We start from the raw sequence: 13,147 nt of genomic DNA, 5'->3' as shown, positions 1-13,147 counted from the left end.
CCCGTGTGGCTTCCATTCTCGGAATAGCCGGAACCATATTAGTCCTGATAGGACTTGGTCTCCCCTTGTTCCAGCCTGCTGGAGGGAGCCTCTCCTCAATCCTGCTCGGCCTGGGGACACTGTGCCTCCTGGGCTATTTCGCCTTCCATTTTCGCAGCCTCACCGCGTTAGCGCGAACCCGGTCTACCCGACTCGGAGCACACAGCCTGTTTTCGGTCCTGCTTGCAGGCGTCGTCGTTGCCTTACTCAATTTTCTCGCAGCCAAGCATGCCCCGGAATGGGATTTCTCGGAGACGCAAAATTTCACCCTAAGCCGACAGACCTATCAAGTCCTTCGGACTCTGCCAAGAGAAGTAAAAATGACCGCCTTCACCCATGAAGGGAGCCCGGGTTATGGGGGCTACCAGGATCTCTTGACGACCTATGCGAAGGAGAGTCCTCTCATCACCCTGACCTTCATCGATCCTGAACGCCAACCAGACAAAGCCAAAGAGTATCAAGTGACTCGAATCGATACCGTCGTCGTGGAAAGTGGTCCCCAAAAGGTCTATCTCCAACGGTCTTCTGAAGCCGACATGACCAATGCGCTGCTCCGCGTCACACAGGACAAGAAAAAGCGCATTGCCTTTGTTACGGGCCATGGCGAAAAGAGTCTAACCGATACCGAATCGTCAGGATTATCTCGTGCCGGCGACGCCCTGACCAAGCAAGGCTATGAGGTCGGGACAGTGGATTGGCAAGACACGGCTTCTCACGAAGCAGCAGTGCTCATTGTGGCCTCCTCCACAGAAGCCGTATCCGTCGAGCACCAACACCGGATACGTCAATTTCTGGAAAAAGGAGGACGGGTACTGGTGATGGTTGATCCAGCCAGTGGCGATTCGTTAGATCCCCTGATCACACCTTGGGGCATTCAATTGGGGGCCGGCATCCTAGCCGATGAACAGGACCGCTTGGGACGTGGCAGTCCCACCGCGTTGCTCGTTCGCACCTTTACGACCCATGACATCACCGAAGACTTCACCACTCCAATCCTATTTCCTGTGTCCCGCTCAGTGACCTTCGACACGGCACAGGGAAAGACCTGGGAGTATGTCGCCTTAGCACAAACGTCTCCGGAAAGCTGGGAAGAAACGGACCTGAACAGTCCTCAACCTGAATTCACCGCAGGGCAGGACCCCAAAGGCCCCTTTACCGTCGCGGGCCTCTTAATCCCTAAACCGGTCGACCAGTCCCCAACAGCTCAATCTGCCATTCTCATCGTGGGCAATGCGGCGTTTGCAACCAATGGGTATCTGACCTATCCGGGAAACACGGACTTTTTCCTCAAGGCCATCGCATGGCTTGCCCAAGAGGACGCCTTAGTTTCTTTGACACCAAAAGATCCGGCCTTTCATCCATTCATACCGAATCCCTCGCAGGAACAGGCGCTCGTGTTTTTTCAGGTCCTGTTCCTTCCACTCCTTACTTTATTTATCGGTTTATCCGTTTGGAAAAGGCGGCGAAGTCTTTGACATGATAAATCCCGTTCGAGTGACGCTCATCCTGGCTCTGGTCGTTCTTGGCTTGGGAGGCTATATCCTCCTCATTGATATCCCTCAATCCCGCAAACTGGAAAAACAGGAAACCCAGGAACGACAGATCTTGCCCTTTGATGACCGGGCTATCACGCAGATCACCTGGGCCACTCCCACGGACACCATCCGCCTCGAACGTGACGACCAATGGCGGTGGATGATGACCGAACCTATGCGATCCCCTGCGGATGCGCGTGAAATCCGCAGGATCCTCCGAGCCCTCACGATAGGAAAAATTAAACGGTATATCGAGGATGGTCCAAGCAATTTGTCAGCATACGGATTAGCTCCCCCTTATCTCACCCTTACCCTCACCACTCCGACTGAGACGCAGGAAATAGCTCTAGGGGATGCCGGCCCCTTTGCTCCGTCCCTTTACGTCCAAACGAAACCTGACAATCAGGTCGTGCTCACCACTTTGGATGTGATGACCTTTGCTCAAAAGTCTCTCACAAACTTTCGGCTCAAGGACCTATTATTTTTCGAGCGGGATCGAGTCCTGGAGCTTCATATTCAACTCGGATCTTCCACCATGGTCATGACACGGATGGCAGGAGCCCATAGCTTGACGCCGAATTGGATGTTTCAAAGTCCTGTGAAAGGACCTGCAGATAAAACGGCCGTGGGCACCCTCCTCATGGATTTGGGAGGTTTGGCCGCCACAGGGTTCATTGATACCGAAGAAGAGAAGAAACGGATTCTGGAGCAACCGGCACGCATTCAAGCCACCATCCAAGTCGTAGAAGGCGCACGCACGCACCATCTGGAACTCTATCAATTTGCTGATCCGGAAAAGGCCTATGCCATTACGTCCGCCTCCGGCCCACTCTATGAAATTCCCACGGGGATACTGAAACCCATCACTCAAGGCATGTTTCATTTTCAAGACAAACGTCTCTTTGGCATGGAAGTCGCCGACATTGCTATGCTGACCGTCCACACCCCACAAGATCATTATGTCCTCATCAATCAACACGATGAGTGGATCTTAGAGGACAATCCTTCAGCAGAGTTAAATCAGGAAGTGGTAAAACTTTTTGTCAGTCGGATCGTGGATACTCCAGCGGAAATATTCCACCCCGATTCCTCTCCCGCCTCAAAAGACAATGGGATGGCCTCACCCAACGCTACCATTTCCGGCATGAACCGCAATGGGAAGGAAATCGGACAATTAATTTTGGGAAAGAGGGAACGGGGACTGGTCTTCGCCAAAGGAGCAAGCTTGCCAGGTTTATTCCAGGTCCGATCGGCTATCCTTGATCAAATACCCCCAAAAACCAAACTGATACGGGAAACCAACTCAACTGAATAGCCATCCTCTTCACTCCTTCATCACAACTTCACACTTTGAGTAGCATATCTGCTTCTTTTGCATGAGCAGCAGAGCAACAGATGGGCACGATAAAAAACGAACCGAGCCTTCTGGAAATTCTCTCTTAACGTGATGGAGTTTGTTGGTTTTCTTCCTGGCTCATCTTTTTAAAGAACCGATCTGAATCCTGTTGAATGTCTTTTTTGGACGGGTCCGATTGAGGTTCGGGTGCGGAAGAACACCCCACCATCATCGTTCCCAACAAGAAAATAACACACATGATGAAGGTCGCCTGGGTTGTTGCATCACTCCAAGTCATAATCGTCTCCTCCCAAATCAATTGAACATGCGATGGATATTCTTAGAACATTGACACGTTCATAGCCTACAGCGCACCCTGGGCATCGATCAACACACAGACTTGAAATAACTAGGATATAGGAATCTGCTACCGTTCTTCGTTCATGAGATCTCACCATTACATCCTTGCATGAGGAATCGACTATGACCATCCACGCAACCCCGGCACCTTTCTCTTTCGTCACACCGCCAATATTGGTCAACTCATTCCCAAACCTTACCCTGGATTGGGAGCCATAAAGACCAGCACCCGGAGCCGGGTGGTCGTATGGTTCACCACGCCATGCTCTTCCCCGGCCGGAGCCATCGTCCCCTGCCCTTCTCCCAGTATCCGGCTTTCACTCCCGACCCGAAACGTGCCTTGCCCTTCCAAAACCAAATAGACTTTATCCTGGTCGGCATGCACATGGCCTTTTTGTTCCTGGCCGGGCTCGAAACCATACACATCACAAAAAAATCTCGGTGATTGAAACACATTCTGTTTCTTCATCTTTTCATTCGAAAACTGGCTGTAGTCTTGGATATTCACCACATTCACGTCAATGCCCTCCTCAATTGAACAATGTCGATACCAACTAGACCCTCTCTGAATAATCCTCAAAAATCTCTTACGCCGACCAATCCCTCACCACCCCGGATCTCCACGAGGCGATTTCATTTTCCAGGAGTGTTGAATAATACTATTTTCCCAGGACCTATTGACCCACAGGCACGTTGCCTATCAGAGGCCTCGGGGCAGTTCAAAAAATCATGCCCTGAGCCTTTCGAAGGGTTCGTCCAGTCCTGCCCTGAGTCATGCCGAAGGGAAGGCCGCAGTCATTTTTGCGCGCAGAGCGTACTTCCAGTACGTGAGCACGGAAAAATGGCGAGAACGCCGCTGGCGGCTTTTTTCAACAGCCCATTTTCCAGAAACCTTGAATGACCCTAGGTTCAGTCTGATATGATGGGCTAAAGTAAGAGTGCCTCCAGAAACGTAGCATGTTACCCGAACACGCCCCGGCGATTCGAGAGAAAAATTTCAGGAATAGAAGCGAAATCAAGAAAGGATCAAACATGAAATCAGGACAGACACAAATTGCCCGAATTATTGGAGGAATACTCCTGTTTAGCCTGATGGGATGGGCAAATGTGGCCTTGAGCACGATACAGGGCGAATACGAACTGATGGAGGGGGAACCTTCTCAGCATGAAGCCGGCAAGGTCATTCTGTTTGAATTCGCTGACTTTTACTGCTCCCATTGCCACATGTTCGAACGGGTTGTCGGGACCCAACTGAAAAAAGAATTTGGCGACCAGTTAGAGATTAGAATGGTGGGATTTCCCGTCATACCCGGCAAACTGCCGACGGCCTTTGAGATGTACAATCAGGCCGTGACTATGGGCAAAGGTCCTGAAATGAAAGAACTCCTCTTTCAGGCCATTCACGACAAAGACATTCAAGTCTTCGATAAGACCATGCGCTCACTCCTTCTGAAAGAAATCGGGCTCGATCCCACAGAATTTGAAACAGGACTCGCCAGTGGAAAGCCTTTCAAAACCTTAGCCAAAGGCCGGACCTGGGGAGAACGGATCAAGGTCACGCATACGCCAACCGTACTTTTGGATGGAAACATTCGTGTGGCAAACTTAACTGCCGAAAACCTGAAGACGGTGATCGAAAGCATTCTTAAGCAAGATAGCAAATCTTAATGTATAGCATGAGCTTATCAATCAGACTCGAATCAATAGCAAAGGAAAGACACCATGGGACGAAAAAATTCTGATGACGAAATTTTTCCGGAAATGGCCGCCATGCTCGAAGGGATGCAAGACCTGTTGTGCGATGAAGATGGCAAACCACTCTCTCCCGACCATCCCCAATATCAAAAACTCACGGGGCTCATGGAAAACATCGCCTCTCGAGCCCGGAAACGAGACCAGCAGGATCCTTCTACCTCAGGCCATCAAGGAACCGCATAAATCCAAATATTGGCCCACAGGCTCTATACCTTCAACGATTACCTCGCAGGACTCCCAATTGCAGGTGAACCAGTTCAAACTTCTCATGAGAGGGAAAGACATTTATGGGGACAGACCCTTCCAGCCTACAAAGATTGAAAATATTCATGGAGCTTATCCGGCAAGCGAAGCAACAGAATGCTGAGCCGACGTTTGTGAGCACTCCAACCGAGCATGGCGATAATATTAACCTGGTCGCCTCCATCGAGGGGAAACCGGCCACTGCCGGAATATTATTTTGGGATGTCAGCTTATTACAAAATAACGGATTGGCCGATACCTTGGATGAGGAAGATCTCGCTCTAGGCCTCAACATCACGGACGGCCTGGTCGAGGATGCTGAAAAAATCCTCGCATTCGTCGATACTGAGTTGGCCAAATTGGCTTCCACATAATTACCCGCGCTCTATGCGGCTTGATAGCGCCGCACTCGCAAAAAACCACAATTCTCTAAGCTTCACTAGCTTCAGTTGCTGGGAAATAAAAAGGAGAAAATACTCCGGTAAGATAGCCGTTTTCGATTCAAATACGAGAAATCTGGCTGAGATTTCAAACCACCCAATGCTGAACTGTGCACCTAGGAGGGAAGTTTTGAAATCGCATTGTTTTAGAAATGATAGGGTCGGCCCATTCAGCGTGGGCGACCCGGCGGCTTGAAACTTGATGGCATCCGCCATGACCGTGCCCCCACTTGATTGGCTAAGACCACGCGATGCTCCTGTCCCGGCGTCATCACATAAGTCCCCAATTCATTCCATTGACCAATGGTTTATTTCGGAAAATCCGCGACCCGACTTCCTATCTCTGCGCCTTATATCATCCTACAAAAAGCTTGTGGAAAATATATCCAAGAACCGTTTGGGCATGGTAGGATCACCAATCTGATGGATAGGGATATATATTTATGGGGAATCGTCGGCACATGGTTTGGGGATTGGATTTTCCAACAAGCGGTTCAACCGCAATCCTGATGCAATCTGCTCTTGAAGTTACCCATGCTGTTACTCTATAAGTAGTCACAATCAATTGACATACACTTGCGCGGAGAGGTGGCCGAGTGGCCGAAGGCAACGGTTTGCTAAACCGTCGTAGGTCAAAAGCCTACCGCGGGTTCAAATCCCGCCCTCTCCGCCATATTTTTCGTCAAATTTTCCAGATCTGCCTTCGTTCCTTAACCTTCACCCCTTCCTCCGGCCATCTCTATCCGATATCGTTGGAACCGAATGATCCACCTGCCCCGCATTTCGCTTTGCTGAATATAACCCATGCGTGAACATCGTTGGGAAACCCAATCGACGCTCTCCTTCGAGGATATTTTATTGGTGGCGAGCAAATTGAGGCAGTTAGGCCTAACCTCCATCCATGAGGACAAGGAGATGATCGGCTATATCGAAGAATGGGAGGTGGGCCATCCACAGCACATCCAAACGCTCGCGCCATGGCCCACCGAGGATGTCACCTTATTACATCTCCTCGACAACTGGCAGGGCGACTTTTTTCTCTTGGCAGGCCACTATCACTCCATATTCCAAACGCATCAATCGGTCAACACCTACTGCTCGATCGCGCATCCCTGGCGTATGACTCAGCCGCTGACAACACTCCTTCCTGAAGCCTGGCTTTGGCTCGGATTCCGACATACTCATGGATTCATTCGTGTCCGGGTTCATACCACCGACGTCATTACACCAGGCGAAATACTTGCCAAACCACGAGACAGATTTTGGCTCACGGACCGGGAAAGTGCCTTTCGGACTGCCATTCAGATCTTGGATCTTCCGATTGAGGTGACGCAAAAAGGCGCACGAGTCCTGCTGCAGACAGACCGAACCGATACACCGCTCTTTTGCTCATGGCCGGATGCGTTTGGACCCTGCCAATTTGAACTCAACTCGCCCGATCCTTTTGAATTTTTGGTTCCAGCCAGTCAACTGGCTGCGACCTATCAGGGGCAACCTGCCAATTTGCGCGTCTATCTCACAGGATTTCCCGAACCTGCCCTCTTGGATTTCACTGGAATCACACCCAATCCCCGGTTCATGTATCGATGTTCTATTCACTGCACGCTGTCCGATATGCCTGAGTTGCTTCAGCTCTTGGAGCCGCAAGGTCGGGTCTATGGCAGCCTGGCGGAATTCCAGACCGACTATCTCCTTCCTGAAGGTGAGGACGTCGCAGCCATCGTGGGTCTGGTGGGCACGAATGGTGACTTTCGTCTGGAGATTCGACTCAATCAACGACCTCTTTCTCATCAAGCCACGGAACAATGGCTGGAGGAATTGGTTGGCCATCCCCTCATCTATGCACCCTTACCCGCCTTCCCGTAAGGGCATTTGGAGCTGTTGAAAAAAGCCGCCAGCGGCGTTCTCGCCATTTTTCCGTGCTCACGTACTGGAAGTACGCTCTGCGCGCAAAAATGACTGCGGCCTTCCCTTCGGCATGACTCAGGGCAGGACTGGACGAACCCTTCGAAAATCTCAGGACATGCTTTTTTGAACCGCCCCGAGGCCTCTAATTTGCAACGTTCCTGCGGATGAATATGCCATTGGAAAATATAATTATTCAACACTCCCATATTGAACAACACTGACAGGAGCGTTGATGGACACGCCTCTTTAAGACTCCCTCATTGTCCTCAGGTTGGTTTCTGTCATTCATATGCCCATTGAAAAAAACAACATATTTGAAATATTCAACAACTGCCGTCACAGAGTTTTGAGTTCCTGAGTGATCACGAAAACTCAATCCAGGAACAGGTCCGCAACCCGGCAGACTTCCTCGACTGATATTTGCCGCATACACCCTTCTTCTCCCCGGGAACATGCGTCATGAAAACATTCTTCGCAGTCCAGGCCCTTATAAATCACGGAAACCTTTTTCCCTCTCGGACCCCACACATGAGGGTCCGATGGACCGAATAACCCGAGAACAGGACAACCGACGGCTGCCGCCATATGCATCGGGCCCCCATCGTTCCCGATAAATAAGGCGCTTCGCTTCATCACTACCGCCAGTTGACGCAAACCGGTTTGCCCCATCACATTGCGCGGTTTGGACCTGCTCAGATTGACAATCTGTTGTCCTATTAGCATCTCTGACTGGTGCCCGATCAAGGCCACAACCGCTCCCTGATCGGCCAGCCAATCGGCCAAGGCGGCAAATCGTTCAAGAGGCCAGGCTTTTTTGGCGTATCGCGCTGGAGGATGAAGAAGCACCAATGGCGCCCGCCCGATCTGGAGCGAGGCCATCAGGTGATCGCCTTGCTCGTGATCTTCAGGTCGCAGATACCATTCCGGATTGCCGACGGGATCACTGATTCCTAAGGCGGGCAAGACCTGGGCATGATAATCCACCATGTGCATGGAGCCATAAGCTGATGGCAGCACATGCGTATACAGTTTTCCACGCCACCGGTCCTCCCGATTAAACCCCAGCCTGATCCTGGCACCACTCCAATATGATAGAAATGCAGAGCGATCCCCGTCTGTTAAATCCACCACACCATCGAAACGAGCCTGACGCACCGCTTGGTAACATGCCAATTGTTTGCCCCATCCCTCACGAGGCAGCACCATGATTTTCTGCAGATGAGGATTGCCGATTAACACACTCTCCGTTCCAGGATTCACCAGAAAGGTGAGTGAGGCCTCCGGAAATCGCTTGCGCAGAATGGGGAGAAGAGGAGTGGATAACACGACATCCCCGATATACCGAAGCTTAATAAGAAGAATACGTTTCATGTGAATAGTGGTCGCATCCAGACTATCCTGGAACCATATTCAGATAGGGAAACCGTTGAGAATACCGTCCGAGAGGAACGTCATTTCAGGAATCCGCATCATGGAAAAGAAGAGCTGCTTGCCAGTAGGGCCATAAGACCGACACGGTATAAATTCCCAGTACATATTCTCCAAATTCTTCCAGCGCCATGAAGAATAGCTGTGCGTCTTCCAACCCAAGAATGGGAAGATAATAGCCATGCACTTTATCCACCACCACACAGAAACTCAGCAGCATGCCTCCCAGGGTCAATTGCCCAATCCAGGGAGCCCGACTATTCCATGCTGCCGCCAGTCGTGACCAGATTCGAAAACAGAGGACTATTCCAATAACCATGACGGGAATAATCATACCCCCAATCACCAACAGTCGTTCCCAAAGCGGAAAGGTCGGGTTCCAATAATTCGCAACCTTATCAATGTTCCATCCAGTCGCCCAGACATGCGCATCTAACTCCCGCAGCCCAAAAAGGAGGCAGAGAGCCGTGAGCCCCAACCACTCAATGCGATGATGGGAATGACTGAGGCCCGCAGTCAGGCTCCACACCATAGCGACAAACCATACGCCCGCACTCATCATCTCAACCGGCCCGTTTTCTGAGGCAATGACGTCCCCCCACGCCGGCAAATTGGTAGACCATTTTGCCAGGAGCGTCATCGTCACACAAAAAAAGAGCGCCTCCACAAAGTTCCTCCAACACAGCCGTGCCTGTCCTTGACGTGTATCATCGAGAAGTGAAGGCTTGTCCGAGAGCATTTGAAGAAATCCAGGTCTCATGTCACTCTGACTGACATCTCCAACAAAAACAGATAGAGCCAATGACAGCATTCACCAAGAATCAGCGCTGCGCCTCCAAAGAGTACCGCAGAGAGCCTCCTGCTCAGGAACCATTCGGCACCCACAATTCCCATGACGACGAAATAGAGTCCAAGAATGAGAAGCCCAAGTCCTATGAACCAAACCACCAAAGCCATCCCCCCGAGGTCATAGATATATGGAAGTCCCTGCTGATAATACGGAACGCGAGGGAGCCCTACCGTTACCCCTGCCGATAGCAATACCATCCAAACCGGCCAGGATGTTATCCAACCCATTACCATTTTCATAAAGCACCTTTGATTAGCCAAGCACGTCCCTATAGAGATTCAGCGTGTCCTGTGCCGCCCGCTCCCACGTAAATTGCTTGACCCGCTCGAATCCCTTGTTGCGTATTTGCGTTTGTAATTCCCGATCACCCACCAGCCGTTCTATTTCCATTCCCAATTGTTCCGGATCTTGGGGGTCGATATACAGAGCGGCATCCCCTGCCACTTCCGGCAACGCACTTCCCGTCCCGGTAATGATCGGGGCACCACAAGCCATGGCATCAAGTAGCGGTATGCCGAAACCCTCATACAAGGACGGGAACACAAAGGCTTCCGCCTGGGAATACAGTAGCCGTAAATCTTCGCTGGACACATATCCGGGACAACAGACCGCGTCCATGATCCCCAACTCTCTCGCCGTCTCCGTGAGGCTGGCGCCACGTGATTGAACCTCTCCGATAACGACCAGAGACAACAATTTGGCAAGCCGCGGAGATCGGGCAAAAGCGTTAAACACGACGGTATGATTTTTCCGTGGTTCAGCCCCACCCACAAACAGCACAAATGGACGGGAAGGTATGCGCAATCGTGCTTGGACATCCTGAAACTTCTGATGATCCCGTTCAGGAAACATGTCGGGAGAAGCCCCATGATGAATCACCGCGATACGGTCAGGCGCGAGATGAAACATCTCTTGGAGTTCCCTGGAAGTAAAGTGTGAGACCGCAACCACCCGAGAGACCTGTCTGGCACGAAAACCCAGTTTCCATGAGGAAAGAGCCTGCCCGAAAAGTTTTTTCGAATACTGTGGATGACGTGGCAACCAGACATCATGAATTGTGAGTATGGTATGAGGTTGGCCATAATCGGGAGCCTTGAAGTTGGTCCCATGAAAGATATCGAGCGGGGTCCGATCTTTCTCCCTTCGGCTAAATCCCCACGATGACTTGGAGCATTTCACGGAGACATGCGAAGGAAAGTGAACGGGGAAGGTTTGGGAAGAACTACTCGATGAGGCATAGGCCACCCATTCAATATCTTGAGAACAGGTAAACATGGCAGGGAACAGACATCGGACATACTGTCCAATCCCGCTATAGGAGGCACGCATGGGCCCGGCATCAAACCCGACCCGCATCAGCTGGATGAACCGTTTCGAATCATCGGACAAAGCCTTCGCGCCATAAACTGATTTCCTGGCTGGTGCGTCACCACTCGTTAATTCGTTTCCTGAGAACATCCCTGGGCTTCGAGCTGTCTCATATGCCAAAGCTTGGCATATTTCACAAAGGTATACATACTGGACAAGGCGCTGACCAAAAACCCCGCCATGCCATCCCGATAGGCTTTGCGAACGAAATAATATTTCGAGAACGTAAAGATCGGACGAAAGAGGAGATCTGTGCCACGCACATGGCGCTTGGTTCTGGCCCGGTCTTGAGCGGCCAAGGTCGTGAAGTTCGGGAATTTTTCAAAATAATTGTGAAGGGTGGGCCTCGTGAGATGCACCAATGGACAGGAGAGATAGGCGGATTCTCCCGAAAATAGAAACTTATTATGCGGCTCTGCGTCATCCAAATGGCCGATCCCACGGCGGAACAGCCGTAATTGATAATCGGGGTAACATCCTGCGTTTAACACCAGCGAACCAAAATAATAATTATGCCGTGGAACATAATACGCCACGGGTCCATCCTTTAAACCGGCAGACAGCACCGCTTCTATCTCAGCCTGAAGTTCGGCGGGAATTCGCTCGTCGGAATCTAAGATAAAGACCCAATCCATGGACGCCTGATCCATCGCATAATTTTTCTGATCCCCAAACCCTCGCCAGGGGCGTTGGAAAATCTTGTCCGTAAACGTTCTGGCAATATCCATGGTGCGATCAGTGCTGAAGGAATCCACCACGACGATTTCATCCATCCATTTTGCACTTTGCAGGCAAGGCTGAAGATTCTTCTCTTCGTTGAATGCCACCACGGCACAAGAGACCGTTTCCCGCTTGGCCGACGTGGCACTCTCTTGAACAGGACTATTCTGCTTCTTCATGATATGAATCATCCATTTTCTTTAACCACCAGGGGTAAAAAGGAAAGTCTATGCCCGGACCGAGGCTTGAATGTTCCATCATCGTCAATTGACCTATCCCTGCGCATCAGGCATCCCCCCTCACATCTCCCCATTCGGGATATTTCCTTTAACAACCGCACTTTTTCATGGCACTTCTGATACCCAAGCCGTCCCATACGGCTGGATATATCGACAAAGCTCCTCAAACACCACCATGCCATCGGCAACCTCCATGCACATCGGATGAGCAAGAACCGTGGCCGTCCCTCCTTGCTCACATATACTCCGTATACTCGACTTCACCTGATCGGCCCATTCCGTGATAGGCACGCGGTTGGTAAGACGATCCGGCTTGGTTTTCCCATGTTGATATTTTCCATGTAAGATATGTTCGTGATCAGGCAGAACATTCATCGGTACCGAACGATAGCCGGGACGGACCCATTCGGCGGATATTTTCGAATCGGATACCTCATCGGACACCACATGAATTCCACAGGATTCTAACAACTGATCGGTCTCCGCTGTCCGTATATAACTATGGTTTCGCCAGGTCTGAATTTTTTGACCCGTCACCTGCTGAATGCTCGCAATGGTCCTCTGAATATCACGAAGTTGGTGCGCCGTGGTTCCCCATGGCGTGCCATACACTTTCTTGAATATTCGAGATAACGGATCTCGAAAAGCCGCAAAGGTATGGCCACCAATTTCACAATGCGGCAGATCCGATAGGATATTCACCCGGTCCGGTTCTTCCTGACAGGCTCTCCCGGTAAAAAACAGCGTGACTTTCACGCCGTATTTCCCGGCAATATCACAATATTTCGCGGCTAACGCGACTTCTGTTTGAGAAGAAAACGGCGTATCGGTTCCCCGATACGAGCGTTGATGTACATCACCTGTCAGGCAAACCATTTTCTAGAATCCTTTGCGGCTCAACCCCGCCATTTCGCTAATGCCCTCGA

15 protein-coding genes and 1 tRNA gene are annotated in these 13,147 nt (G+C 50.9%); 7 read left to right on the top strand and 9 right to left on the bottom strand.

The annotated features are described in order from the left end of the window. Nucleotides 1-5: 5 nt before the first annotated feature. Nucleotides 6-1,514, top strand: coding sequence for a Gldg family protein (locus PJI16_18520; GenBank protein ID MDT3779562.1), 1,509 nt, complete (start codon nt 6-8; stop codon nt 1,512-1,514). Nucleotide 1,515: 1 nt separating this feature from the next. Next, nucleotides 1,516-2,889: a DUF4340 domain-containing protein gene (locus PJI16_18515; GenBank protein MDT3779561.1), complete on the top strand. Its 1,374-nt coding sequence runs from the start codon at nt 1,516-1,518 to the stop codon at nt 2,887-2,889. Nucleotides 2,890-3,013: 124 nt separating this feature from the next. On the opposite strand, the gene PJI16_18510 is transcribed toward PJI16_18515, so the two are convergent. Both PJI16_18510 and PJI16_18505 read right to left on the bottom strand, forming a co-directional pair. Next, nucleotides 3,014-3,208, bottom strand: coding sequence for a hypothetical protein (locus tag PJI16_18510; GenBank protein MDT3779560.1), 195 nt, complete (start codon nt 3,206-3,208; stop codon nt 3,014-3,016). 258 nt (nt 3,209-3,466) lie between these two features. Then, complete coding sequence (locus PJI16_18505) at nt 3,467-3,787, bottom strand: cupin domain-containing protein (GenBank protein ID MDT3779559.1); 321 nt, start codon at nt 3,785-3,787, stop codon at nt 3,467-3,469. A 515-nt stretch (nt 3,788-4,302) separates the two neighbouring features. Between PJI16_18505 and PJI16_18500 the strand changes: the two genes are divergently transcribed. The 3 genes from PJI16_18500 to PJI16_18490 all read left to right on the top strand — a co-directional run bounded on the left by PJI16_18500 (nt 4,303) and on the right by PJI16_18490 (nt 5,642). Continuing rightward, nucleotides 4,303-4,938, top strand: a complete 636-nt coding sequence (locus PJI16_18500) for a thioredoxin domain-containing protein (GenBank protein ID MDT3779558.1) — start codon at nt 4,303-4,305, stop codon at nt 4,936-4,938. A gap of 54 nt (nt 4,939-4,992) precedes the next feature. After that, nucleotides 4,993-5,208 carry a hypothetical protein gene (locus PJI16_18495; protein MDT3779557.1) on the top strand — a complete coding sequence of 72 codons (216 nt, stop codon included), beginning with the start codon at nt 4,993-4,995 and terminating at the stop codon, nt 5,206-5,208. A gap of 104 nt (nt 5,209-5,312) precedes the next feature. Next, nucleotides 5,313-5,642 carry a hypothetical protein gene (locus PJI16_18490; protein MDT3779556.1) on the top strand — a complete coding sequence of 110 codons (330 nt, stop codon included), beginning with the start codon at nt 5,313-5,315 and terminating at the stop codon, nt 5,640-5,642. Here PJI16_18490 and PJI16_18485 read toward each other — a convergent pair whose 3' ends face one another. Continuing rightward, entirely contained in the window at nt 5,643-5,924 is a 282-nt protein-coding gene (locus tag PJI16_18485; GenBank protein MDT3779555.1) for a hypothetical protein, read from the bottom strand. Between the two features lie 366 nt (nt 5,925-6,290). On the opposite strand from PJI16_18485, the gene PJI16_18480 reads away from it, so the two are divergent. Both PJI16_18480 and PJI16_18475 read left to right on the top strand, forming a co-directional pair. After that, a tRNA-Ser gene (locus tag PJI16_18480) sits at nt 6,291-6,381 on the top strand. Nucleotides 6,382-6,512: 131 nt separating this feature from the next. Beyond that, nucleotides 6,513-7,574: a hypothetical protein gene (locus PJI16_18475; GenBank protein MDT3779554.1), complete on the top strand. Its 1,062-nt coding sequence runs from the start codon at nt 6,513-6,515 to the stop codon at nt 7,572-7,574. A 414-nt stretch (nt 7,575-7,988) separates the two neighbouring features. On the opposite strand, the gene rfaQ is transcribed toward PJI16_18475, so the two are convergent. The 6 genes from rfaQ to PJI16_18445 all read right to left on the bottom strand — a co-directional run bounded on the left by rfaQ (nt 7,989) and on the right by PJI16_18445 (nt 13,097). Beyond that, nucleotides 7,989-8,987, bottom strand: coding sequence for a putative lipopolysaccharide heptosyltransferase III (rfaQ, locus tag PJI16_18470; protein ID MDT3779553.1), 999 nt, complete (start codon nt 8,985-8,987; stop codon nt 7,989-7,991). 85 nt (nt 8,988-9,072) lie between these two features. After that, nucleotides 9,073-9,711, bottom strand: a complete 639-nt coding sequence (locus PJI16_18465; protein MDT3779552.1) for a hypothetical protein — start codon at nt 9,709-9,711, stop codon at nt 9,073-9,075. Between the two features lie 89 nt (nt 9,712-9,800). Continuing rightward, nucleotides 9,801-10,121, bottom strand: coding sequence for a hypothetical protein (locus tag PJI16_18460; GenBank protein MDT3779551.1), 321 nt, complete (start codon nt 10,119-10,121; stop codon nt 9,801-9,803). A 25-nt stretch (nt 10,122-10,146) separates the two neighbouring features. Continuing rightward, complete coding sequence (locus tag PJI16_18455) at nt 10,147-11,352, bottom strand: glycosyltransferase family 1 protein (protein ID MDT3779550.1); 1,206 nt, start codon at nt 11,350-11,352, stop codon at nt 10,147-10,149. After that, on the bottom strand, nt 11,331-12,161 hold the full coding sequence (locus tag PJI16_18450) for a glycosyltransferase family 2 protein (protein MDT3779549.1): 831 nt from the start codon (nt 12,159-12,161) through the stop codon (nt 11,331-11,333). The genes PJI16_18455 and PJI16_18450 overlap by 22 nt, the downstream gene beginning before the upstream one ends. Before the next feature lie 165 nt (nt 12,162-12,326). Further along, nucleotides 12,327-13,097 (bottom strand): polysaccharide deacetylase family protein, encoded by a 771-nt coding sequence (locus PJI16_18445; protein ID MDT3779548.1) that lies wholly within the window; start codon nt 13,095-13,097, stop codon nt 12,327-12,329. Nucleotides 13,098-13,147 lie beyond the last annotated feature (50 nt).

It is taken from the genome of Nitrospira sp. MA-1, assembly GCA_032139905.1.
Taxonomy (GTDB): domain Bacteria; phylum Nitrospirota; class Nitrospiria; order Nitrospirales; family UBA8639; genus Nitrospira_E.
Note: the sequence above shows the minus strand (reverse complement) of the source record. Positions and strands in the feature narration are given on the sequence as shown.

Bases quoted from the DNA above. Each gene is read 5' to 3' on its own strand.
- PJI16_18515 (MDT3779561.1), top strand. From the start codon at position 1,516: ATGATAAATCCCGTTCGAGTGACGCTCATCCTGGCTCTGGTCGTTCTT.
- PJI16_18510 (MDT3779560.1), bottom strand. From the start codon at position 3,208: ATGACTTGGAGTGATGCAACAACCCAGGCGACCTTCATCATGTGTGTT.
- PJI16_18500 (MDT3779558.1), top strand. From the start codon at position 4,303: ATGAAATCAGGACAGACACAAATTGCCCGAATTATTGGAGGAATACTC.
- PJI16_18495 (MDT3779557.1), top strand. From the start codon at position 4,993: ATGGGACGAAAAAATTCTGATGACGAAATTTTTCCGGAAATGGCCGCC.
- PJI16_18490 (MDT3779556.1), top strand. From the start codon at position 5,313: ATGGGGACAGACCCTTCCAGCCTACAAAGATTGAAAATATTCATGGAG.
- PJI16_18485 (MDT3779555.1), bottom strand. From the start codon at position 5,924: ATGGCGGATGCCATCAAGTTTCAAGCCGCCGGGTCGCCCACGCTGAAT.
- PJI16_18475 (MDT3779554.1), top strand. From the start codon at position 6,513: ATGCGTGAACATCGTTGGGAAACCCAATCGACGCTCTCCTTCGAGGAT.
- rfaQ (MDT3779553.1), bottom strand. From the start codon at position 8,987: ATGAAACGTATTCTTCTTATTAAGCTTCGGTATATCGGGGATGTCGTG.
- PJI16_18460 (MDT3779551.1), bottom strand. From the start codon at position 10,121: ATGGGTTGGATAACATCCTGGCCGGTTTGGATGGTATTGCTATCGGCA.
- PJI16_18455 (MDT3779550.1), bottom strand. From the start codon at position 11,352: ATGTTCTCAGGAAACGAATTAACGAGTGGTGACGCACCAGCCAGGAAA.
- PJI16_18450 (MDT3779549.1), bottom strand. From the start codon at position 12,161: ATGAAGAAGCAGAATAGTCCTGTTCAAGAGAGTGCCACGTCGGCCAAG.
- PJI16_18445 (MDT3779548.1), bottom strand. From the start codon at position 13,097: ATGGTTTGCCTGACAGGTGATGTACATCAACGCTCGTATCGGGGAACC.